Source organism: Pseudomonas sp. SM4 (assembly GCF_051913165.1).
GTDB lineage: Bacteria > Pseudomonadota > Gammaproteobacteria > Pseudomonadales > Pseudomonadaceae > Aquipseudomonas.
This window is the reverse complement of record NZ_JBODOE010000001.1, coordinates 83,567-107,118: the sequence shown is the minus strand read 5'-3', so window position 1 is coordinate 107,118 and position 23,552 is coordinate 83,567. Positions and strand designations below refer to the sequence as shown.

The following is a 23,552-nucleotide window of genomic DNA, read 5'->3' as shown; positions in this document are numbered from 1 at the left end:
CGCCGACCTGCTGTGACACAGGCCGGTTCCGGTCATTCTGACCGAATCAAACGACGTGGCGCGATGCGCCCGTCTTCGCTCACTTCACCGATACCGATGAAGCGACCATTGTGATCCTGTACCCGCACCATGCCGAACTTCGGAGCATCCGGGGCACGTACCGGCTGGCCGTTGAGCCAGTAGAACGCGCTCGCTTCGGAGAAGTGCAGCAACGGCCAATCCTGCAGGCCGCTGTCCGATGGCATCAGGAAGCGATCCACCGCTTCGTTGCCGCCTTCGGCATGTACCGCTTCAAGCTCTTCGAGGGTCACGGTCTGCGCCAGGGTGAAAGGCCCGGCCTGGGTACGGCGCAATTCAGCGACGTACGCACCACAACCGAGTTGCTCACCGATATCCTCCACCAGGGTGCGAATATAGGTGCCTTTGCTGCAATCCACCGCAAGGCGCGCAGTATCACCTTCGAAGGCCAGTAATTCCAAGCGCGCAATAGTAACAGAACGCGGTTCACGCTCCACTACTTCGCCTGCACGAGCCAACTTGTACAGCGGCTGGCCATCACGCTTGAGTGCCGAGTACATCGGCGGTATCTGACTGATTTGCCCACGAAATTTCGGCAATGCCGCTTCGACATCGGCGCGACCAACGGTCACCGGGCGCTCCTGCAAAACCTCACCTTCGGCATCCGCCGTGGTGGTGGTCTTTCCCAGTTGCGCGAGGGTTTCATAAGCCTTGTCGGAATCGAGCAGGTATTGCGAGAACTTGGTCGCCTCGCCAAAGCACAGCGGCAAGACGCCAGTGGCCAGCGGATCGAGGCTGCCGGTGTGACCGGCCTTCTCGGCGTTGAGCAACCAGCGAACCTTCTGCAACGCGGCGTTGGAGGTGAACCCCAGCGGCTTGTCGAGCAGGATGATGCCGCTGACGTTACGACGGATACGTTTGACCTGAGCCACCGAATTACTCCTTGGTGTCTTCAGGTTCAGCAGCGACCGGATGCTGATTGTCTTCAGCCACCGCACGCTCGATCAGCGCCGACAAATGCGCACCACGAACGACGGATTCGTCGTAGTGGAAGTGCAGTTGCGGCACGCTGCGCAGCTTCATTTCGCGGGCCAGTTGCATACGCAGGAAACCTGCGGCGGAATTGAGCACCTTGATGCTTTGCGCGATGTCTTCAGCGTTGTCCTGCCCCATCACGGTGATGAAAATCTTTGCGTGACCGACGTCACGGCTGACTTCCACAGCGGTAATGGTGACCAGACCCACACGTGGATCTTTGACTTCACGACGGATCAGTTGGGCCAGCTCGCGCTGCATCTGATCGCCGATACGTTGGGTACGGCTGTATTCTTTTGCCATGATTTTGTTACCTGTTACTGCCAGGCGGTGAAACCCGCCAGGTCTGAAAGCGGCAAACGCCCGGCCTGACAAAAGCCAGACCGGGCGTTGCGTTTAGAGTCCGGGTGATGCGCCACACCCTTGAGTGCGGCCGACCATCACGGCTCCTGAAGTGCGCGAGTTAGAGGCTGCGAGCAACCTGAACCTTCTCGAAGACTTCGATCTTGTCGCCGACTTTGACGTCGTTGTAGCTCTTCACGCCGATACCGCATTCCATGCCGGCACGTACTTCGGAAGCGTCATCCTTGAAGCGGCGCAGGGATTCCAGCTCGCCTTCGAAGATAACGATGTCTTCACGCAGTACACGGATCGGACGGTTACGGTGCACAACACCTTCGATCACCATGCAACCAGCGATCGCGCCAAACTTCGGCGAACGGAACACGTCACGCACTTCGGCCACACCCAGGATGTTCTCGCGAACATCGCTGCCGAGCATGCCGGTCAGGGCTTTCTTGACGTCTTCGATGATGTCGTAGATCACGTTGTAGTAACGCATATCCAGACCTTCCTGCTCGACGATCTTGCGTGCGCCAGCATCGGCACGCACGTTGAAGCCGAACAGTACAGCGTTGGAAGCCAGTGCCAGGTTAGCGTCGGACTCGGTGATACCACCGACACCGCCGCCGACTACGCGCACTTGTACTTCGTCGTTGCCCAGGCCATTCAAGGCACCGTTCAACGCTTCCAGCGAACCACGGACGTCGGATTTGAGGACGATGTTGAGCGTCTTCTTCTCGGCCTGACCCATGTTTTCGAAGATATTTTCCAGCTTGCCGGCGTGAGCGCGAGCCAGTTTGACTTCGCGGAACTTGCCTTGACGGAACAGAGCCACTTCACGGGCCTTCTTCTCGTCAGCAACTACGCTCATCTCGTCGCCAGCGTCCGGGGTACCGTCCAGGCCGAGGATCTCGACGGGGATGGAAGGACCGGCTTCTTTGATTGGCTTGCCGTTCTCGTCGAGCATGGCGCGAACACGACCATAGTTCGAACCGACCAGGACCATGTCACCTTGGCGCAGGGTACCGTCTTGAACCAGAACGGTTGCAACCGGGCCACGACCTTTGTCGAGACGCGATTCAACCACAACACCACGGCCAGGAGCCGATGGAGTTGCCTTCAGTTCGAGAACTTCAGCTTGCAGCAGAACGGCTTCCAGCAGCTCGTCCACGCCAGTACCGACTTTCGCCGAAACCGGTACGAACGGCGTATCACCGCCCCACTCTTCAGACGTCACGCCGTGAACCGACAGTTCGCTACGGATGCGATCGAGATCGGCGCCCGGCTTGTCGATTTTGTTCACCGCTACAACCAGTGGAACGCCAGCCGCTACCGCGTGCTGAACAGCTTCAATGGTCTGCGGCATCACGCCGTCGTCCGCTGCAACTACCAGGATCACGATGTCAGTCGCCTTGGCACCACGAGCACGCATTGCGGTAAACGCAGCGTGACCCGGGGTGTCGAGGAAGGTGACCATGCCGCGTTCGGTTTCAACGTGGTATGCACCGATGTGCTGGGTGATACCACCGGCTTCGCCAGCAGCTACCTTGGCACGACGGATGTAGTCGAGCAGGGACGTTTTACCGTGGTCAACGTGGCCCATTACGGTCACGACTGGTGCACGGGAGAACGACTCACCTTCAAACTTCAGGGACTCGGCCAGGGAATCTTCCAGGGCGGTGTCGCTGACCAGGGTCACTTTGTGGCCCAGTTCTTCGGCTACCAGTTGAGCAGTTTCCTGATCAAGCACCTGGTTGATGGTCGCTGGAGTACCCAGTTTGAACATGAACTTGATGATTTCAGCAGCCTTGACCGACATCTGATTGGCGAGATCGCCAACAGTGATGGTCTCGCCGATCTGCACATCACGCACGACAGGGCCGGTTGGGCTCTGGAAACCGTGAGCGTTGCGCTTCTTCAGCTTGGCCTTGCCGCGACCACCACGACGGAAGCCATCGCTTTCTTCGTCGGTAGTGCGTGGCGCCACACGTGGAGCCGGCGCTTTTTCTTTGACCGAGGCGCGATGCGGAGCGTTTTTGCGCTCGCCATCACCGCCACCGCTGCGACGATTGTTATCGTCGGCACGTGGCTTGTCCGGACGGCGCTGTTCGTTCTGCTTGTTGCGAACTTCAGCAGACGGAGCTGGAGCAGCGGCAGCGACCGGTGCGCTTTCGCGTACAGGTTCTGCAGCGGCAACCGGCGCTGCAACGGCAGCGCTGTTAGCGTTCTGCGCAGCAGCAGGCTGGTTACGCGCTTCTACTTCGGCGCGTTGCTTGGCTTCTTCTTCAGCCTTCTGACGGGCAGCATTTTCTACTGCGCGACGCTCATCCAGTTCACGCTTGCGCTCGGCTTCGATTTCTTCCGGGCTGCGCTGTACGAAAACTTTCTTTTTGCGGACTTCAACGCTGATGCTCTTGCTGCCAGCAACACGCAGGGTGCTGGTGGTTTTACGCTGCAGCGTGATCTTGCGTGGTTCTTCCACTTTCGCCTTGTGGCTGCTTTTCAAGTGAGTCAGCAGGGACTGCTTCTCACTGTCAGTCACATTTTCTTCGGCGGCGGTGTGCGGCAGACCTGCCTCACGCATCTGCTGCAACAGGCGCTCTACCGGTGTTTTGACCTCATCGGCCAGTTGTTTCACCGTGACTTGCGTCATGCACTTCTCTCCTCAGGCCGCGCCTAATTACTCGAACCAGTGGGCTCGGGCGGCCATGATCAACTTGCCGGCACGATCATCGTCAATGCCGTCGATGTCGAGCAGGTCGTCAATAGACTGCTCGGCCAGGTCTTCGCGGGTAATTACGCCGCGCACCGCCAGTTCCATCGCCAAATCCTTGTCCATACCCTCAAGCGAGAGCAGGTCTTCGGCCGGATGGGCGTCTGCCAGCTTTTCCTCAGTAGCGATGGCTTTGGTCAACAAACGATCCTTGGCACGAGCGCGAAGCTCGTTGACGGTATCTTCGTCAAAGCCGTCGATGTTGAGCATTTCTTCCAACGGTACGTAGGCAATCTCTTCCAGGCTGGTGAAGCCTTCATCTACCAGCACCTGCGCCAGGTCTTCGTCGACTTCCAGCTCGTCGATGAAGTTGCGCAGGATGTCGCCGGTTTCTGCTTGCTGCTTAGCCTGGATGTCCGATTCGGTCATCACGTTCAGGGTCCAGCCAGTCAACTGGCTAGCCAGACGCACGTTCTGACCACCGCGACCGATGGCCTGAGCCAGATTGTCTGCGCCAACGGCGATGTCCATTGCATGGGCATCTTCGTCAACGATAATTGCCGCAACCTCGGCCGGGGACATGGCGTTGATTACGAACTGAGCCGGGTTGTCGTCCCAAAGAACGATATCAACACGCTCACCGCCCAACTCACCCGACACTGCCTGGACGCGCGAACCGCGCATACCGATGCAAGCACCTTGTGGGTCAATGCGCTTGTCCTTGGAGCGGACGGCGATCTTGGCACGCGAACCCGGATCGCGGGACGCAGCCATGACTTCGATCAGGCCTTCAGCAATTTCCGGCACTTCGATGCGGAACAGCTCGATCAGCATTTCCGGCGCGGTACGCGACAGGATCAGCTGCGGGCCGCGGTTCTCGGTGCGGATTTCCTTGAGCAGCGCACGCAAACGCACGCCAACACGGAAAGTTTCGCGAGAAATGATGTCTTCACGGGCCAGCAACGCTTCAGCGTTGTTACCCAGATCGACGATCACGTTGTCGCGGGTGACCTTTTTCACGGTGCCGGAGATAATTTCTCCCAGGCGCTCGCGATAAGCATCGACCACTTGAGCGCGCTCGGCTTCACGCACTTTCTGCACGATGACCTGCTTGGCAGTCTGTGCAGCAATGCGGCCGAACTCGATGGATTCGATCTTTTCTTCAACGACGTCGCCAACGTTGGCACCCGGATGCGTTTCGGCAACCTTGCTCGGCCAGGTTTCGATGGCCGGATCGTCGAGATCATTCTCTTCAACGACCGTCCAGCGACGGAAAGTTTCGTATGCCCCGGTGTGGCGGTTAATTTCCACACGCAGGTCAACTTCGTCTTCAAAACGCTTTTTGGTAGCAGTGGCCAAAGCCAGCTCCAGCGCTTCAAAAATTACGCTTGCCGGTACGCCCTTTTCATTGGATACCGACTCAACAACCAGCAGTACTTCTTTGCTCATCGTACGCCTCGCCTTTCGCAAGCCATTGGATCCGCGGGATCCGCGTCTCAGTCAAAACTGGGAATAATGTTGGCCTTGTCGATCATATCGATCGGCAACAGGAATTCATGGTCGTCTACCTGCACCACGACATCCTGTTCTTCTACACCGCGCAGAAGGCCCTGAAAGTTGCGTCGACCTTCGAAAGGCGAGCGCAGCTTGATCTTCACTTGTTCACCGACAAACTGGGCGAACTGCTCAATAGTGAACAGTGGGCGCTCCATGCCAGGCGAGGAAACTTCAAGGGTGTATTCAACGGTGATTGGATCTTCAACATCCAGGACACCACTGATCTGACGGCTGACAATGGCGCAATCGTCCACCAGCACGCCACCCTCTTTATCGATATAAACGCGCAACATCGAGTGACGACCCTGAGCCGAAAACTCGATACCCCAGCATTCATAGCCCAGGGCCACGACCACCGGGGCCAGCAAGGCCTGCAACTCTTCTAGCTTGCTCGACACCTGAACCCCCTAGTGCATGATATGTGCATGCTTTGCAAAATAAAAAAATGGGCGAAACGCCCATCCTTGAAACGCCGTCGAACAGCGGCGTTGAAAGTGTCCAGCTAACAAAAAGCCCCTTAAAAGGGGCTCCTTAAACTGGTTGCGGGGGCCGGATTTGAACCGACGACCTTCGGGTTATGAGCCCGACGAGCTACCAGACTGCTCCACCCCGCGACAAAGCTGGGGCGGAAGTATACGACCGATCCCTTATAGGGTCAATGTAACCTTCCACCTGCAAGAAAGCCCGCAACAGCGGGCTCTCCTGACTAATTGGTACCGAGAAGGGGACTCGAACCCCTACACCCTATGGGCACAACCACCTCAAGGTTGCGTGTCTACCAATTCCACCACCTCGGCAAAACTACGTTTGAAACCCTTCTTACTTCTGCTCTTGAGCTGGAGGTACGTCAGTCGCTGGAGTAGCCGACTTTTGCTCTTGAAGCACCGGGACATCATCAGAAGCCGGTTGTTGTTGCTTAGGTACTTCCAACACTGCTGGGTTTGGGAGACCTGCTTGAGTCAGCTGGTGAGCCTTCTCTTTAGCAAAGTAACCTAACCCCAAGCTGGTTATGAAGAAACCGGCGGCAAGTATAGCAGTAAACTTACTAAGAAAGGTAGAGGAACCTTGGCTTCCGAACACAGTATTTGAAGCACCTGCTCCGAAAGACGCGCCAGCGTCCGCACCCTTACCCTGCTGCAGCAAAACCAGAGCAACTACGCCCAATGCACCCAGCAGATGAAAAACGACTACGACTGTTTCCAGCATTTTTTCAGTTTCCCGCGGCGCGACAGATCGCACCGAACTCATCTGCATTCAGGGAAGCTCCACCAATGAGCCCCCCATCGATATCCGGCATGCCGAACAGTTCGACCGCATTGGCCGCCTTCACGCTGCCGCCGTATAGAAGCCGCACACCTCGTGCGACTTCAGAATTCTCTGCCGCCAGCTGCTCGCGAATGGCTTTATGCACATCCTGAGCTTGCTGCGGCGTTGCAGTCAGTCCGGTACCAATAGCCCAGACCGGCTCGTAAGCGATGACTGCCTTGGCAAAAGCACCTACACCCAGCTCCTCGATGATGCTGCCCAGCTGACGCCCGACAACCTCAAGAGTTTTTCCAGCTTCGCGCTGTTCAAGGGTTTCCCCTACACACAACACCGGAATCAAGCCACATGCCTGTGCAGCTGCGAACTTGCGATTCAGCATCCCGTCTCGCTCACCCATAATCTGGCGGCGTTCGGAGTGCCCGACAAGCACAAGGGAACAACCTGCATCCACCAACTGACTCGGTGCAATCTCACCGGTCAATGCACCTTGCATGGATTCCACCGCAGAATTCTGCGCACCGACCGAAATCGATTTACCTTTCAAGCCATCAACCACTTGGTTGATATACAAGCAAGGCGGGAATACCGCGACATCAACACCGCTTGGCAAGGCCAGATGACGAAGGCCGTTGATCAGCTCAGCGACGCTGGCGCGGGTACCGTGCATCTTCCAGTTACCAGCTACCATAGGGCGACGCATGCTGTACCTCGTCGGTCAAAGTGGGCGCAGATGTTACCCAACACAATCATGCCTTGCAAGCCGTATCAGGCAGAAACTTCAGTTACCAGTTTTGCCAGTTCTTCGGCATAGCCGCGAACCTGCGCTTCGTCCTCGCCTTCGACCATTACACGCACCAGAGGCTCTGTGCCGGACTTGCGCAAAAGAACACGACCGCGACCCGCCATTGCCTGAGTGACTCGCGCACTGGCTTCCTTGACAGCCGGATGCTCCAGCGGGCTATTGCCACCAGCAAAACGTACGTTGATCAGCACCTGAGGGCACTTGCGCAGCGCCTGACGCGATTGCGCCAAACCTTCATTGCGAGTCTTCAGCGCCATCAACACCTGCAACGCGGCGATGATCGCATCACCGGTAGTGGTGTGGTTGAAGCAAACGATATGCCCCGAATTCTCACCGCCGACCAGCCAATTACGCTCAAGCAACTCCGCGATCACATAACGGTCGCCGACGTTGGCACGAATGAACGGAATCGAAAGATCCGCCAGCGCCAACTCCAGGCCGAGGTTACTCATCAGGGTGCCAACCACGCCGCCCTGCAGCTTACCGCGCTCATGCAGATCGCGAGCGATGATGAACAACAACTCGTCTCCATCAACAATGGCGCCAGTGTGATCGACCATGAGAACCCGATCGCCATCGCCGTCAAAGGCGATCCCCAGATCAGCGTGCTCTGCGAGTACAGCCGCCTGCAACTGGCCCATGTGGGTCGAGCCGCAGTTATCGTTGATGTTCAGCCCATTGGGCTGGGCAGACAAGACGACAACTTCTGCGCCCAACTCCCGGAAGACGCTTGGCGCCACCTTGTAGGTTGCACCATGCGCGCAATCGATAACGATCTTGAGCCCGGAAAAGCTGGTGCCGGTTGGCACGCTGCTCTTGCAGAACTCGATGTAGCGACCCGAGGCATCGTTGATGCGCGACACTTTGCCGATTTTGCTCGACTCAACCACCGTCATCGGCGCATCCAGCAACTCTTCGATCATCAGTTCCAGCTCATCCGGCAACTTGGTACCTTTGCCGGAGAAGAATTTGATGCCGTTATCGTCGTGCGGATTGTGTGAAGCACTGATAACGATCCCTGCTTCCGCCTGGAAAGTTCGCGACAGATAGGCAATGGCCGGCGTCGGCATCGGCCCCAGCAACATCACATCGGCACCCGCCGAGGTCAGCCCCGCCTCAAGTGCAGACTCGAACATGTAGCCGGAAATTCGCGTGTCCTTGCCGACAAGCACCTTGCAGGCGCCCATCTTGCGAAACGCCATGCCTGCGGCCCAACCGAGCTTGAGCATGAAGTCAGGAGTAATCGGGTATACACCGACGCGACCACGAATGCCGTCGGTACCAAAGTATTTTTTGCTCATAAGTGCTCCATCATTCTTATTCGGCTGATTCCACGGCCGCGATCATTCGCACCACGTCTACCGTCTGCGCAACATCATGGACGCGCAATATACGCGCGCCTTTGACAGATGCCAGCGCTGCCAGGGCCAGGCCACCGAAAAGGCGCTCGCCAACCGGGCGATTCAGGGCATGCCCGATCATACTTTTTCGCGAAACGCCGACCAGCAAAGGTCGACCGAACGCATGCAGGGCTTCCATATGCTTGAACAAGCTGAGATTGTGCTGCAGGGTTTTGGCGAAGCCGAAACCGGGGTCGAGAATGATGCGCTCAGCAGGAATACCCGCCAGTGCACACGCCGACATCCGCTCTGCGAGAAACTCGCCCACTTCCCGGGTGACATCCTCATACTGCGGATTGTCCTGCATGTCGCCGGGCTCACCCAGCATATGCATCAGGCAAACCGGCAAACCTGTAGCCGCCGCCGCATCCAGCGCACCATCACGCTGCAACGACCGCACATCATTGATCAAACCAGCGCCCAGCCGCGCGGTTTCGCGCATCACGGCAGGCGTCGAAGTATCAACCGAGATAATGACGTCGAGCTCGCGATTGATCAGCTCGACGATGGGCGCAACGCGCTCCAGCTCTTCGAGCGGCGATACCGCCCGCGCGCCAGGCCGGGTCGACTCGCCACCCACATCAATCAGCGTGGCACCGGCCGCAACCATGGCTTCGGCATGGCGCAACGCCGCATCGAGCTGGCTGTATTTGCCGCCATCAGAGAAGGAATCGGGAGTGACATTGAGAATGCCCATGACATGCGTCTGGGCCAAATCAAGAACCCGGTTGCCGCAAGGCAACCGGGTCAGGGACTGAACAGAAGTCATTTCAAACCTTAAACGTCAGCAGCCGGACCGCCAATCGGTGTTTGCGGACGCTCGTCCTGAACCACAGGTGGCGGTGGCGTACCAGTGCCACCCGACCAATCGCGCGGTTCGCGAGGCGTACGACCGGCCATGATGTCGTCGATCTGCTCGGCATCGATCGTCTCGTACTTCATCAGGGCGTCAGCCATTGCATCGAGCTTGTCGCGGTTATCCGTAAGGATCTGCTTGGCGGTGCCATAACACTGGTCAATGATGCTGCGTACTTCGGAGTCGATCAGCTTGGCTGTCTCACCCGAGAAGCTGGCAGCCTGACCACCACCGCCACGACCGAGGAATACTTCACCCTCTTCTTCGGCGTACATCAATGGACCGAGTTTTTCCGACAGGCCCCACTTGGTCACCATGTTCCGTGCAATCTGACTGGCACGCATGATGTCGTTGGAAGCACCGGTGGTCACACCGTCGAAACCCAGGGTCATTTCTTCAGCGATACGACCGCCGTACAGCGAGCAGATCTGACTGATCAGAGCGCGCTTGGACAAGCTGTAGCGATCTTCTTCCGGCAGGAACATGGTCACACCCAAAGCACGACCGCGCGGGATGATCGACACTTTGTAAACCGGATCATGCTCAGGCACGACGCGACCCACGATGGCGTGGCCAGCTTCGTGATAAGCAGTGTTCTGCTTTTCCTTCTCGGACATGACCATCGATTTGCGCTCGGCGCCCATCATGATCTTGTCTTTCGCCAGTTCGAATTCTTTCATTTCAACGATGCGCTTGCCGCTGCGTGCAGCGAACAGCGACGCTTCGTTGACCAAGTTAGCCAGGTCAGCACCGGAGAAACCCGGAGTACCACGCGCGATCACGGCCGGAGCAACGTCGTCACCCATTGGCACTTTGCGCATGTGAACCTTGAGAATCTGCTCGCGACCACGGATATCCGGCAGCCCCACCACAACCTGACGGTCGAAACGGCCCGGACGCAACAGCGCAGGGTCGAGTACGTCAGGACGGTTGGTTGCAGCGATAACAATGATGCCGTCATTCATCTCGAAGCCGTCCATCTCAACCAGCAACTGGTTGAGGGTCTGCTCACGCTCGTCGTGACCGCCACCCATGCCGGCGCCACGGTGGCGACCGACGGCGTCGATTTCGTCGATGAAGATGATGCAAGGCGCGTGCTTCTTCGCCTGCTCGAACATGTCACGAACACGGCTAGCACCCACGCCGACGAACATTTCGACGAAATCGGAACCGGAAATGGTGAAGAACGGCACTTTTGCTTCGCCGGCAATTGCCTTGGCGAGCAAGGTTTTACCGGTACCCGGAGGACCGACCATCAGTACGCCGCGTGGAATACGACCGCCCAGACGCTGGAACTTGCCCGGATCACGGAGGAATTCAACCAGCTCGCCGACCTCTTCCTTGGCTTCGTCGCAACCGGCAACGTCAGCCAATGTGGTTTTCACCTGATCTTCGGAGAGCAGGCGCGCCTTGCTCTTGCCAAAGCTCATCGGCCCGCCCTTGCCGCCTGCACCACCCTGCATCTGGCGCATGAAGAACATGAACACTGCGATGATCACCAGGATCGGGAAGCTGGCCACCAGAAGCTGGGTCCAGATGCTTTGCTGCTCAGGCTGCTTGCCTTCGACCACAACGTGGTTGTCGACCAGATCGCCGATCAGGCCATTGTCCTGGATTGCCGGACGAATGGTCTTGAAGCTGTCGCCGTCGTTACGCTTACCGGTAATCACATAGCCATCAACGGCTACGCGCTCGACCTTGCCATCCTTGACCTGCTGGATGAAGTCGGAATAGTTGAGGGTCTGCGGCTCGTTAGGGCTGGAGAAGTTGTTCATCACCGTCACCAGGACAGCCGCGATGATCAACCACAGGATCAGATTCTTTGCCATATCGTTCAATTAACTACCCTCTGAAGCAAGCTCCGCTACTGGCGCGCGCTTCGCATGATATTCACCGGCCTAACTTACTACATTACCTACAGCTCTGGCAGGCGCCGTCTGTAACCCTTTGTGAAACACTTTCTACACAATATTCGTTAATGCTGGCCGGGCGAAATACTAAAAACCTATCACCCTGCCAAAAAAACTCGTTTTATTCACTACGACCGCGGTAGCCCCAAGCCAGCATGTATTGCTCGCGGGAGGAGCCACGAGAGGAGTCCGGCTTGATCATCTGGATCTTGTCGAACTTCTTGCGAGCGTCCTTCAGGTAAACATCAAACCCTTCACCCTGAAAAATCTTGATCACAAAATTACCACCCGGCTTGAGGATACGCTCCGCCAAATCAAGTGCCAGCTCGCAAAGGAACATGGCTTTCGGCATATCCACTTCAGGCGTACCACTCATATTGGGGGCCATATCGGAAATCACAAGGTCCACCTGCGAATTACCCACAGCCTCCAGGATCTGAGCGAGCACCGCGTCTTCAGTGAAGTCACCCTGGATGAAGGTCACGTCAGGGATGCTGTCCATCTCCAGAATATCCGAAGCGATCAAGCGCCCCTGACCGCCGATCAGACGACTGGTGACCTGCGACCAGCCGCCGGGCGCGGCGCCCAGGTCGACAACGCTCATGCCCGGACGGATCAGTTTGTATTTCTCCTGGACTTCCAGAAGCTTGTAACTCGCACGCGAGCGGTAGCCATCCTTCTGCGCTTGCTTCACATAGGGATCGTTGACATGTCTTTTCAGCCAACCAAGGCTTGTCTTGGAACGCGCCATTGGGCACCTCAGTGATTAGGGTCGTGATTAATTGGGCGGATCCACGAACCCTCGGGTAAAATGGCCGCCATTTTACAGAATCCAGACGAAAGGGTCAGATTATGCCGCTCACTCCAGAGCAGAAGAAACAGTACAAATCCATTGGTCACCACCTGAAACCGGTTTTGACGGTGGCTGACAACGGTTTGACTGAAGGTGTGCTAGCCGAACTTGAACGCGCTTTGGCGGATCACGAGCTGATCAAAATCAAGCTCAACATCCTCGATCGCGAATCGCGCCTGGCGCACATTGCAGAACTGTGCAAGGCCGGCAAAGCGGATCTGGTACAGGTCATCGGTAAGATGGCACTGGTTTACCGCAAGAACTTCAGCGTCAACAAGCAGCTGTCGAACGTTCATCGCTTCAAGTGATGAAAAGGGTCAAGGGTGTGCTTCGCGCACCCTGCCACTCCATCCCGGCACCGGCTGCATCACCAGCACCAGCCCGGAAAAGCCCAGCACCAGATAACTGAACACCTGCCAGCGCTGCGCATCCGGCCAGCCGACACGCACTGCGACAAACATCGCACACGCATACAACGCCATCAGCAGCACCTGCCCGCGAAAATCTCGCCATAGACTGGCAAGGCCCTCGGCCTGTATCAGCACCAAAGCCTGAAAAACCACACAAGCGGCAGCGAATCCCACCACCAGCACTTCAAACATGCTTGAGATTTCATCGATCAACAGCGGCGCCAACTCAATCTGAACCAGCACCGGCTGCAAACCGAGATGAACCAACCATAGACCGCCGACCCACAACATCTGGGTCAGCTGCCAAAGCATGGCGCCCGCATGCAGCGGGCGCCTTCTTTCAGATGTGACGGACTTCGACAATCTCGTACTCGATCACGCCACTTGGCGTTTTCACGGCGACTACATCGCCCTCTTCCTTGCCGATCAAGGCACGGGCCAAAGGCGAGCCGACGGAAATCTTGCCGAGTTTGAAGTCAGCCTCATCCTCACCCACGATGTGGTAAGTGACGCTTTCATCAGTCTCGACATTGGCGATTTCGACGGTAGTGCCGAAAATCACCTTGCCAGTATGAGGAATGGTCGTGACGTCAATGATGACCTGATTCTGAATCCGGCCTTCGATGTCACGAATCCGCGCCTCGACCATGCCCTGCTGTTCGCGCGCGGCATGGTATTCGGCGTTTTCTTTCAAGTCACCCAACTCGCGGGCCGTACCGATGTCCTGGCTGAGCTTCGGACGAACGACCTTGGTCAGGTGAGTGTGTTCTTCTTCCAGGGCTTTAGCGCCCTGGACGGTCATTGGGTATTTGATCATGCCTTCAATCCTGCGTGTAGATCCTGCAAGCGGCGCACGGTTTTTTCCGGACCGAACTTCAGCGCTTCACAGATAGCTTCGCCAGCAGCAATGGTGGTGGTGCAGTAAATCTTGTGCTGCAAGGCATTACGACGAATGGAGTACGAATCAGCGATCGACTGACGACCTTCGGTGGTGTTGATGATCAGGGTGACTTCGTCATTCTTGATCATGTCGACCACGTGCGGACGACCCTCGGTCACCTTGTTCACACGGCGCACTTTCAGGCCTGCGGCTTCGATCAGCTTGGCAGTCCCGGCGGTGGCAACCACTTCGAAACCCAAGTTGATCAGATCACGGGCCACGCCTGCAACCAGTGGCTTGTCGTCGTCACGTACGCTGATGAACGCAGTACCGCCGGTCGGCAGCACTTCGCTGGCGCCCATCTGGGCTTTGGCGAATGCTTCACCAAAGGTGTCACCCACACCCATCACTTCACCGGTCGACTTCATCTCTGGGCCGAGGATCGGGTCAACGCCAGGGAATTTGGCGAACGGGAAGACCGCCTCTTTCACGCTGTAGAAGTTCGGGATGATTTCTTTGGTGAAGCCAATTTCTTTCAGGGTTTTACCAGCCATCACGCGGGCAGCGATCATGGCCAGGGAAACACCGATGCACTTCGATACGAACGGTACGGTACGCGAAGCGCGCGGGTTGACTTCAATGACGTAGATGTCTTCGCCTTGCAGCGCCAACTGTACGTTCATCAGACCGACAACACCCAGCTCCAGGGCCATTTTCTTGACCTGTTCGCGCATCTCGTCCTGGATATGCACAGGCAGCGAGTAAGGCGGCAGCGAGCACGCGGAGTCACCGGAGTGAACGCCAGCCTGCTCGATGTGCTGCATGATTGCGCCGATGACAACGTCTTTGCCGTCGCAGACCGCGTCCACGTCCATTTCGATGGCGCAGTTGAGGAAGTGGTCGAGCAGCACCGGGCTGTCGTTGGACACTTTCACCGCATCACGCAGGTAGCGCTTGAGCTCCTCTTCTTCGTAAACGATTTCCATCGCGCGGCCACCCAGTACATAGGATGGGCGTACGACCAACGGATAACCGATCTTGCTGGCGGCACGAATTGCTTCGTCTTCGCTGCGTACGGTGGCGTTTGGCGGCTGACGCAGGTTCAGGCGCTCAACCATTTGCTGGAAACGCTCACGGTCTTCGGCACGGTCGATCGCGTCCGGACTGGTGCCGATGATTGGCACGCCGGCGGCTTCCAGAGCGCGAGCCAGTTTCAGCGGAGTCTGGCCGCCGTACTGAACGATCACGCCTTTTGGCTTCTCGACGCGGCAGATTTCCAGCACGTCTTCGAGGGTTACCGATTCGAAGTACAGACGGTCGGAGGTGTCGTAGTCAGTGGAAACAGTTTCCGGGTTGCAGTTGACCATGATGGTTTCGTAGCCGTCTTCGCGCAGTGCGAGGGCAGCGTGAACGCAGCAGTAGTCGAACTCGATACCTTGGCCGATACGGTTCGGGCCACCGCCCAGAATCATGATCTTGTCGCGACCCGAGGGCGCGGCTTCGCACTCTTCTTCGTAAGTCGAATAGAGGTAAGCGGTGTCGGTGGCGAACTCGGCGGCGCAGGTGTCAACGCGCTTGTAGACCGGGAACACTTCCAGCTTATGACGGTGAGTCCGCAGGTTCTTCTCGGTCACACCCAGCAGCTTGGCCAGACGCTGATCGGAGAAGCCTTTGCGCTTGAGCTTGTACATCACGTCGCGGTCGATCGCGGACAGACCGAGGGTCTTGACCTTCTCTTCGTCCTTGATCAGATCTTCGATCTGTACCAGGAACCAAGGGTCGATCATGTTCATCGCGAAGATTTCTTCGACGGTCATGCCGGCGCGGAAAGCGTCTGCCACGTACCAGATGCGCTCGGCGCCCGGCACGGTCAGTTCACGCTTGAGCACGCTCATGCTTTCCGGGTTGCTCAGGTCGAGTTTCTCGTCCAGACCGCAAACGCCAACTTCCAGGCCGCGCAGAGCTTTCTGCAGAGATTCCTGGAAGGTACGGCCGATGGCCATGACTTCACCGACCGACTTCATCTGAGTGGTCAGACGTGCGTCAGCCTTGGCGAATTTCTCGAAGGCGAAGCGTGGCAACTTGGTCACTACGTAGTCGATCGACGGTTCGAAGGACGCCGGGGTTTTGCCGCCAGTGATGTCGTTCGACAGTTCGTCGAGGGTGTAGCCCACAGCAAGTTTGGCCGCAACTTTGGCGATCGGGAAACCGGTGGCTTTCGAAGCCAGCGCCGAGGAACGCGATACGCGCGGGTTCATTTCGATCACGACCATACGGCCAGTGTCCGGGCAGATACCGAATTGAACGTTGGAACCGCCAGTCTCGACGCCGATCTCGCGCAGCACCGCCAAGGAGGCATTACGCAGGATCTGGTATTCCTTGTCGGTCAGGGTCTGTGCAGGAGCCACGGTGATCGAGTCACCGGTGTGCACGCCCATCGGGTCGAAGTTTTCGATCGAGCAGACGATGATGCAGTTGTCCTTTTTGTCGCGGACAACTTCCATTTCATATTCTTTCCAGCCGATCAGCGATTCGTCGATCAGCAGCTCTTTGGTCGGCGACAGGTCGAGACCGCGGGCGCAGATTTCTTCGAACTCTTCACGGTTGTACGCGATGCCACCACCGGTGCCGCCCATGGTGAAGGACGGACGGATGATGCACGGGAAGCCGAGGGTTTCGAGAACCGCGTTGGCTTCTTCCATGCTGTGGGCGATACCGGAGCGCGGGCACGCCAGGCCGATGGATTTCATCGCCTTGTCGAAACGCGAACGGTCTTCAGCCTTGTCGATGGTGTCGGCGTTGGCGCCGATCATTTCTACGCCGAACTTCTCCAGAATGCCTTCGCGCTCCAGGTCCAGGGCGCAGTTCAGAGCGGTCTGGCCGCCCATGGTTGGCAGCACCGCATCCGGACGCTCTTTTTCGATGATCTTGGCAACGGTCTGCCACTTGATCGGCTCGATGTACGTGGCGTCAGCCATGTCCGGGTCGGTCATGATGGTGGCTGGGTTGGAGTTCACCAGGATGACGCGGTAGCCCTCTTCGCGCAGGGCTTTACAGGCCTGGGCGCCGGAGTAGTCGAATTCGCAGGCCTGGCCGATAACGATCGGGCCAGCGCCGAGAATCAGGATGCTTTTAATGTCTGTACGTTTTGGCATGGGTTTGTCACTCAAATCCGCAGGTCAGTCGGCAAGCCGTCTTGATCGATTTCTGAAGTCCCGAGGGGGCCACCGCTGTCGGGGCCGCCCTCGAGGGGCTTCTCTCTACAGTCTCAAGGCGAACGCTTAGCGTCGCTTGGCCATCTCGTTGATGAAGCGGTCGAACAGTGGCGCGACATCGTTCGGGCCCGGGCTCGCTTCAGGGTGACCCTGGAAGCTGAACGCACTCTTGTCGGTGCGCTCGATGCCTTGCAGGGTGCCGTCGAACAGCGATTTGTGAATCGCACGAACGTTGGCTGGCAGGGTTTCTTCGTCCACCGCGAAACCGTGGTTCTGGCTGGTGATCATCACAACGCCAGTGTCCAGATCCTGCACCGGGTGGTTGGCACCGTGGTGGCCATGGCCCATTTTCAGGGTCTTGGCGCCTGAGGCCAGAGCCAGCAGTTGATGACCGAGGCAGATGCCGAACACCGGAATCTCGGTTTCCAGGACTTCCTTGATCGCCTTGATCGCGTAGTCGCATGGCTCCGGATCACCAGGGCCGTTGGACAGGAACACGCCGTCCGGCTTCAGTGCCAGTACGTCGGCAGCTGGAGTCTGAGCAGGCACCACGGTGACACGGCAGCCGCGCTCGACCAGCATGCGCAGGATGTTGACCTTGACGCCGTAGTCGTAGGCAACCACGTGGTAAGGCAGCTCGGAAGCGTCGATGGTCGCGTGGCTGTCGGTCTTCAGATCCCAGACAGTCGAGCGCCATTCGTATTGCTTCTTGGTGCTGACGACTTTCGCCAGATCCATGCCCTTCAGGCCCGGGAAGCCTTGCGCAGCAGCGATTGCAGCCTCTTCGGAGATGTTGTCGCCGGCCATGATGCAGCCGTTCTGAGCGCCTTTTTCACGCAGGATGCGGGTCAGGCGACGGGTGTCGATACCGGCGATGGCCACAACGTTGTTGGCTTTCAGGTAGTCGGACAGAGACATCGTGTTACGCCAGTTGCTCGCTACCAGCGGCAGGTCACGGATGACCAGGCCAGCGGACCATACGCGGTCGGACTCGGCATCTTCCGGCGTGGTGCCGGTGTTGCCGATGTGCGGGTAAGTCAGGGTAACGATCTGTTGGGCGTAGGAAGGATCGGTAAGGATTTCCTGATAGCCGGTCATTGCGGTGTTGAACACCACCTCACCAACGGTTTGACCGTCGGCACCAATGGCTTCGCCGCGAAAAATGCTGCCATCAGCAAGGGCAAGTATGGCTGGCTTAGTCAAGAAGACCTCCCGTAAATAACGCATGAAAGGGCGATCGCAGGTTGTAAAAAAGCGGAGTGACGTATGGACACGTCACCCCGCTTCTTCACTGAATTATTCTGCGCGCTTTTAGTGGACACACTAAAGCTGTAGCTTACAGAAAAAGGCTTTTTTGGTCCACCGCTAAAGAGCCTAAAAGGCCGAAGAATGCGACAGGACGTCGCCAGGCGGAGAAAAACCAGCGCAAACAGGGCGTTTGCGCCGGATTCAAACGATCAATCAACGCAGGTCGAGCACGTCTTGCATGTCGTACAGACCCGGCTCGCGACCATCCAGCCACAGCGCAGCACGCACCGCACCCTTGGCGAACGTCATGCGGCTCGACGCCTTGTGCGTGATCTCCAGACGCTCACCTTCGCAGGCAAACAGCACGGTGTGATCACCCACCACATCACCACCACGCACGGTAGCGAAGCCGATGGTTTCGCGCTCACGAGCGCCGGTATGACCCTCGCGACCGTAAACCGCAACTTTCTGCAGATCACGATCCAGCGCACTGGCAATCACTTCACCCATGCGCAACGCCGTACCCGACGGCGCATCGATCTTGTGACGGTGATGAGCCTCGATGATTTCGATGTCGGCCTCATCACCCAACACCCGCGCCGCCATGTCGAGCAGCTTCAGCGACAGATTGACGCCGACGCTGAAGTTGGCCGCGAAGACGATCGGAATATCCTTGCCCGCCTCGACCAGCAACTGCTTTTGCGCCGCATCCAGCCCAGTGGTGCCGATGACCATGGCCTTGCCTGCCTTGCGGCAGAACGCCAGATTTTTCAGCATCACTTCCGGCAGCGTGAAGTCGATCAATACGTCGAACTCTTCAGCCACAGCCTCGATATGACCGGACAGCGGCACGCCGATACGACCCAGCGACGCCAACTCACCGGCATCGACGCCGATCAGCGTGCTGCCGGGACGAACCACCGCAGCGGTCAGCCCGGTCAGCGGTGCGCGCTGCTGCACGGCTTCGACCAGAATCTTGCCCATGCGCCCGGCGGCGCCCATCACAGCTATACGTCGCATGCCGACTCCTTACAGATCGCCGAAGAAGCGCTTCACACCGTCAAACCAACCGGTGGTTTTCGGCGAATGGCTGTTGTCGTCCGCCAGCGAGCCGCGGAACTCTTCCAGCAGTTCGCGCTGGCGACGATTCAGGTTGACCGGCGTTTCCACCGCAACACGGCACATCAAGTCGCCCGCACCGCCGCCACGCACCGGCGCAACACCTTTGCCACGGACACGGAATTGCTTGCCGGTCTGCGTGCCTTCAGGGATTTTCAGTTTGACGCGACCGTCGAGGGTCGGGATTTCCAGCTCGCCACCCAGCGCTGCGTCGACGAAGCTGATCGGCACTTCGCAGAACAGATGCTTGCCGTCACGCTGGAAGATGTCGTGCTCGCGCACGTTGATGACCACGTACAGGTCGCCCGTCGGGCCGCCCTGCGTACCCGCTTCGCCTTCGCCGGACAGACGAATGCGGTCGCCGGTATCGACGCCGGCCGGTACTTTGACCGACAGGGTTTTGTACTCTTCAACGCGACCGTCACCGTGGCAGGAATCGCACGGATCGGAAATGATCTTGCCCTGGCCATGGCAGCGCGGGCAGGTCTGCTGCACCGAGAAGAAGCCTTGCTGCATGCGCACCTGACCGATGCCGCCACAGGTCGGGCACGTCGATGGCGAGGAGCCTTTCTTGGCACCCGAACCGTCGCACGGCTGGCAATTGACCAGTGTCGGAACGCGGATATTCACCGACGTGCCGCGCACCGCTTCTTCCAGATTCAGCTCCAGGGTGTAGCGCAGATCGCTGCCACGCTGAGCGCCGCCACGGCCACCGCCGCGACCGCCACCGAAGAAATCACTGAAGACATCGCCAAAGATGTCAGAGAAGTTCTGACCGCCGAAACCGGCACCGCCGCCACCCATACTTGGGTCAACGCCGGCATGACCGTACTGGTCGTAAGCCGCACGCTTGCTGGAATCGGACAGCACTTCATAGGCCTCGTTGGCCTCTTTGAACAGTTCTTCCGACGCTTTGTCATCGGGATTACGGTCCGGGTGGTGCTTCATCGCGAGACGGCGGTAGGCCTTCTTCAGGTCTGCATCGCTTGAGCCACGCTCAACACCCAACACTTCGTAATAGTCACGCTTTGCCATAAGTCTTCTGCACTCTTGAGGACGTCCGGCAAACCCCTCCTGAGGATCGCCAAACTCGTTGAGCCCCAATACAGGCCCGGACCCAACTCACGTCAATTCAACGATCCTGGTCTTTGTTTCTTGCGGTACTTTCGGCGTGAAAAGCAGGAGCATCTTCAGCTATACCGCCAGCATCCGAACGTTGTCGCATGCTGTAAAAATTCGCGTATTCCAGATACGCCAACGCGGGAGCTAGCTCCCGCGCGGCGACATCCTACCAGTCACTGCCCGAAGGCAGTCAACCGGCCGACCAACAACTTACTTGTGGTCTTTGACTTCTTCGAACTCTGCATCGACAACGTCGTCAGCCTTCTCAGCCGATTCGCCTTGCGGGGCTGCGCCATCAGCTGGCTGCGCCTGTTCGGCATACATCTTCTGAGCAACCGGAGCGGAGACTTTCGACAGCTCTTCAACCTTCGCTTCGATAGCAGCCTTGTCGTCGCCTTTGACAGCGGCTTCCAGTGCAACCACAGCAGCTTCGATCGCAGTCTTCTCTTCAGCGGTGACCTTGTCGCCCGCGTCGGAGATCATTTTGCGAGTCGAGTGAACCAGTGCGTCGCCCTGGTTACGGGCAGCGGCCAGCTCTTCGAACTTGCGGTCTTCCTCAGCGTTGGCTTCGGCGTCACGCACCATGCGCTCGATTTCTTCGTCGGACAGACCGGAGTTGGCCTTGATCACGATCGACTGAGTCTTGCCGGTAGCCTTGTCTTTCGCGCCAACGTGCAGGATGCCGTTAGCGTCGATGTCGAAGGTCACTTCGATCTGCGGCACGCCACGTGGAGCTGGTGGAATGTCGGCCAGGTCGAACTTGCCCAGGGACTTGTTCTGAGTGGCTTGCTTACGCTCGCCCTGCAGCACGTGAATGGTCACAGCGCCCTGGTTGTCGTCGGCAGTCGAGAACACTTGCGATTTCTTGGTAGGAATCGTGGTGTTTTTCTCGATCAGCGCGGTCATCACGCCACCCATGGTTTCGATACCCAGGGTCAGCGGGCTGACGTCGAGCAGCAGAACGTCTTTCACGTCACCGGCCAGAACAGCACCCTGAATCGCGGCACCCATGGCAACCGCTTCGTCCGGGTTAACGTCTTTACGAGCTTCTTTACCGAAGAAATCAGTAACCAGCTTCTGTACCAGCGGCATACGGGTCTGACCACCGACCAGAATCACGTCGTTGATCGCGCCAACGTCCAGACCGGCGTCTTTCATGGCGATGCGGCAAGGCTCGATGGTGCGTTGAACCAGGTCTTCAACCAGCGCTTCGAGCTTGGCGCGCGAGATCTTCACGTTCAAGTGCTTAGGACCGGTCGCGTCTGCAGTGATGTACGGCAGGTTGACGTCGGTCGACTGAGCGGAAGACAGCTCGATCTTGGCTTTCTCAGCGGCTTCTTTCAGGCGCTGCATGGCCAGCGGGTCACCTTTGAGGTTCATGCCGCTTTCTTTCTTGAATTCGTCAACGAGGTAGTCGATCAGACGAATGTCAAAGTCTTCACCGCCGAGGAACGTGTCACCGTTGGTGGCCAACACTTCGAACTGGTGCTCGCCATCAACTTCAGCGATCTCGATCACGGAAACGTCGAACGTACCGCCACCCAGGTCATAAACGATCACGGTGTGATCGCCCTTGGCCTTGTCCATACCGTAAGCCAGAGCGGCTGCGGTTGGTTCGTTGATGATACGTTTTACGTCCAGACCGGCGATGCGGCCGGCGTCTTTGGTCGCCTGACGCTGGCTGTCGTTGAAGTAGGCCGGAACGGTGATCACCGCTTCGGTCACTGGCTCGCCGAGGTAGTCTTCGGCGGTCTTCTTCATTTTCTTCAGAATTTCAGCCGAGATTTGTGGCGGCGCCATTTTCTGGCCGTTCACTTCAACCCAAGCGTCGTTGTTGTCAGCCTTGACGATCTTGTAAGGGACCATCTGGATGTCTTTCTGCACAACTTCTTCGTCGAAACGACGACCGATCAGACGCTTTACTGCGTACAGAGTGTTGTGCGGGTTGGTCACAGCCTGACGCTTGGCCGACTGACCTACCAGAATTTCGCCATCGTTGGCGTAAGCGATGATCGACGGCGTGGTACGCGCGCCTTCAGCGTTTTCAATAACTTTTGCTTTGCCGTTTTCCAGCACGGAGACGCAGGAGTTGGTGGTCCCCAGGTCGATACCGATAATTTTGCCCATGTTAACTCTCCCGAAACTTTGGATTTGGATGCCGCAGCAGTGGTGGCTGACTGCGGTAGCACTTAAACGCTTGACTTCTAAATGGGGGCCTTGCGGCTAATTTCAAGCCTTCTCGTCAATCGAAGGCGAAATTGGCGCAGGCGCCTTGCTGACCACAACCATGGCCGGGCGCAACAGGCGACCGTTGAGCTGGTAGCCTTTCTGAAACACCTTCAGAACGCTGTTCGGTTCTACGTCGGCGCTTTCTTGTGCAGCCATCGCCTGATGGTAAACAGCGTTGAACGGTTCGCCATGCGGATCGATCGCTTCAAGCTGATAACGCTTGAGGGTGTCGTGGAACATTTTCAGCGTCAGCTCGATGCCTTCGCGCATCGGACGGATGTTTTCGTCGTCCGGGCTCGACAGCTCAAGGCCCCGTTCCAGGCTGTCGACGATTGGCAACAAGTCGCCGGCGAATTTCTCCAGGGCGAATTTGTGCGCCTTCTCGACGTCCAGTTCGGCACGGCGGCGGACGTTCTGCAGATCGGCAGCTACGCGCAGAGATTGATCTTGCGCTGCGGCCAATTGCTCTTCGAGCACTTGCACACGGGTCGCCAGGTCATCACTCGAACCTTCCGGCGCCTGAGGGGCATCTGGGTTTTGCGTATCTACTGTCTGTTCATCAGCCATAGAATTCTCC

General features: G+C 57.8%; 20 protein-coding genes and 2 tRNA genes. 1 reads left to right on the top strand and 21 read right to left on the bottom strand.

The features are described 5' to 3' along the window. Positions 1 to 32 precede the first annotated feature (32 nt). The 13 genes from truB to rlmE form a co-directional block, all read right to left on the bottom strand. A complete protein-coding gene (gene truB / locus ACQ4MY_RS00470) occupies positions 33 to 950 on the bottom strand; it encodes a tRNA pseudouridine(55) synthase TruB (protein ID WP_008088346.1) in 918 nt (305 codons plus the stop codon). Positions 951 to 954: 4 nt separating this feature from the next. Further along, the gene (gene rbfA, locus ACQ4MY_RS00465) at positions 955 to 1,356 is read right to left on the bottom strand and encodes a 30S ribosome-binding factor RbfA (protein ID WP_008088344.1); all 402 of its coding nucleotides are present in this window, start codon (positions 1,354 to 1,356) and stop codon (positions 955 to 957) included. Between the two features lie 160 nt (positions 1,357 to 1,516). Next, a complete protein-coding gene (gene infB, locus ACQ4MY_RS00460; RefSeq protein ID WP_008088343.1) occupies positions 1,517 to 4,048 on the bottom strand; it encodes a translation initiation factor IF-2 in 2,532 nt (843 codons plus the stop codon). A gap of 27 nt (positions 4,049 to 4,075) precedes the next feature. Beyond that, positions 4,076 to 5,557, bottom strand: coding sequence for a transcription termination factor NusA (gene nusA, locus ACQ4MY_RS00455; protein ID WP_008088341.1), 1,482 nt, complete (start codon positions 5,555 to 5,557; stop codon positions 4,076 to 4,078). A 47-nt stretch (positions 5,558 to 5,604) separates the two neighbouring features. After that, complete coding sequence (gene rimP, locus ACQ4MY_RS00450) at positions 5,605 to 6,063, bottom strand: ribosome maturation factor RimP (RefSeq protein ID WP_008088338.1); 459 nt, start codon at positions 6,061 to 6,063, stop codon at positions 5,605 to 5,607. Between the two features lie 139 nt (positions 6,064 to 6,202). After that, a tRNA-Met gene (locus tag ACQ4MY_RS00445) sits at positions 6,203 to 6,279 on the bottom strand. Between the two features lie 97 nt (positions 6,280 to 6,376). Further along, positions 6,377 to 6,462, bottom strand: a tRNA-Leu gene (locus ACQ4MY_RS00440). A 22-nt stretch (positions 6,463 to 6,484) separates the two neighbouring features. Continuing rightward, the gene (gene secG, locus ACQ4MY_RS00435) at positions 6,485 to 6,871 is read right to left on the bottom strand and encodes a preprotein translocase subunit SecG (RefSeq protein ID WP_016986497.1); all 387 of its coding nucleotides are present in this window, start codon (positions 6,869 to 6,871) and stop codon (positions 6,485 to 6,487) included. Positions 6,872 to 6,875: 4 nt separating this feature from the next. Continuing rightward, positions 6,876 to 7,631, bottom strand: coding sequence for a triose-phosphate isomerase (gene tpiA / locus ACQ4MY_RS00430; RefSeq protein WP_053117032.1), 756 nt, complete (start codon positions 7,629 to 7,631; stop codon positions 6,876 to 6,878). Positions 7,632 to 7,696: 65 nt separating this feature from the next. Then, on the bottom strand, positions 7,697 to 9,034 hold the full coding sequence (gene glmM, locus ACQ4MY_RS00425; RefSeq protein ID WP_008088334.1) for a phosphoglucosamine mutase: 1,338 nt from the start codon (positions 9,032 to 9,034) through the stop codon (positions 7,697 to 7,699). 16 nt (positions 9,035 to 9,050) lie between these two features. Continuing rightward, complete coding sequence (gene folP, locus ACQ4MY_RS00420) at positions 9,051 to 9,902, bottom strand: dihydropteroate synthase (RefSeq protein ID WP_008088332.1); 852 nt, start codon at positions 9,900 to 9,902, stop codon at positions 9,051 to 9,053. A gap of 8 nt (positions 9,903 to 9,910) precedes the next feature. Next, complete coding sequence (gene ftsH, locus ACQ4MY_RS00415; RefSeq protein ID WP_045123343.1) at positions 9,911 to 11,818, bottom strand: ATP-dependent zinc metalloprotease FtsH; 1,908 nt, start codon at positions 11,816 to 11,818, stop codon at positions 9,911 to 9,913. A gap of 202 nt (positions 11,819 to 12,020) precedes the next feature. Further along, entirely contained in the window at positions 12,021 to 12,650 is a 630-nt protein-coding gene (gene rlmE, locus ACQ4MY_RS00410) for a 23S rRNA (uridine(2552)-2'-O)-methyltransferase RlmE (RefSeq protein ID WP_008088328.1), read from the bottom strand. Between the two features lie 101 nt (positions 12,651 to 12,751). Between rlmE and ACQ4MY_RS00405 the strand changes: the two genes are divergently transcribed. Continuing rightward, positions 12,752 to 13,060, top strand: a complete 309-nt coding sequence (locus ACQ4MY_RS00405; protein ID WP_008088326.1) for a YhbY family RNA-binding protein — start codon at positions 12,752 to 12,754, stop codon at positions 13,058 to 13,060. 9 nt (positions 13,061 to 13,069) lie between these two features. Here ACQ4MY_RS00405 and ACQ4MY_RS00400 read toward each other — a convergent pair whose 3' ends face one another. From ACQ4MY_RS00400 to grpE, 8 genes are all read right to left on the bottom strand, one after another. Further along, positions 13,070 to 13,474 carry a hypothetical protein gene (locus tag ACQ4MY_RS00400; RefSeq protein ID WP_008088324.1) on the bottom strand — a complete coding sequence of 135 codons (405 nt, stop codon included), beginning with the start codon at positions 13,472 to 13,474 and terminating at the stop codon, positions 13,070 to 13,072. A 28-nt stretch (positions 13,475 to 13,502) separates the two neighbouring features. Further along, positions 13,503 to 13,979, bottom strand: coding sequence for a transcription elongation factor GreA (gene greA / locus ACQ4MY_RS00395; protein ID WP_008088322.1), 477 nt, complete (start codon positions 13,977 to 13,979; stop codon positions 13,503 to 13,505). After that, positions 13,976 to 17,197, bottom strand: a complete 3,222-nt coding sequence (carB, locus tag ACQ4MY_RS00390; RefSeq protein ID WP_008088320.1) for a carbamoyl-phosphate synthase large subunit — start codon at positions 17,195 to 17,197, stop codon at positions 13,976 to 13,978. The genes greA and carB overlap by 4 nt, the downstream gene beginning before the upstream one ends. A 126-nt stretch (positions 17,198 to 17,323) precedes the next feature. After that, on the bottom strand, positions 17,324 to 18,460 hold the full coding sequence (carA, locus tag ACQ4MY_RS00385) for a glutamine-hydrolyzing carbamoyl-phosphate synthase small subunit (RefSeq protein WP_122595209.1): 1,137 nt from the start codon (positions 18,458 to 18,460) through the stop codon (positions 17,324 to 17,326). A 258-nt stretch (positions 18,461 to 18,718) separates the two neighbouring features. Then, complete coding sequence (dapB, locus tag ACQ4MY_RS00380; RefSeq protein WP_008088318.1) at positions 18,719 to 19,525, bottom strand: 4-hydroxy-tetrahydrodipicolinate reductase; 807 nt, start codon at positions 19,523 to 19,525, stop codon at positions 18,719 to 18,721. Between the two features lie 9 nt (positions 19,526 to 19,534). Continuing rightward, positions 19,535 to 20,659, bottom strand: coding sequence for a molecular chaperone DnaJ (dnaJ, locus tag ACQ4MY_RS00375; protein ID WP_008088315.1), 1,125 nt, complete (start codon positions 20,657 to 20,659; stop codon positions 19,535 to 19,537). Between the two features lie 297 nt (positions 20,660 to 20,956). Next, positions 20,957 to 22,873 carry a molecular chaperone DnaK gene (dnaK, locus tag ACQ4MY_RS00370; RefSeq protein ID WP_008088314.1) on the bottom strand — a complete coding sequence of 639 codons (1,917 nt, stop codon included), beginning with the start codon at positions 22,871 to 22,873 and terminating at the stop codon, positions 20,957 to 20,959. Between the two features lie 102 nt (positions 22,874 to 22,975). After that, entirely contained in the window at positions 22,976 to 23,542 is a 567-nt protein-coding gene (gene grpE / locus ACQ4MY_RS00365) for a nucleotide exchange factor GrpE (protein ID WP_440093121.1), read from the bottom strand. Between the last annotated feature and the right edge of the window lie 10 nt (positions 23,543 to 23,552).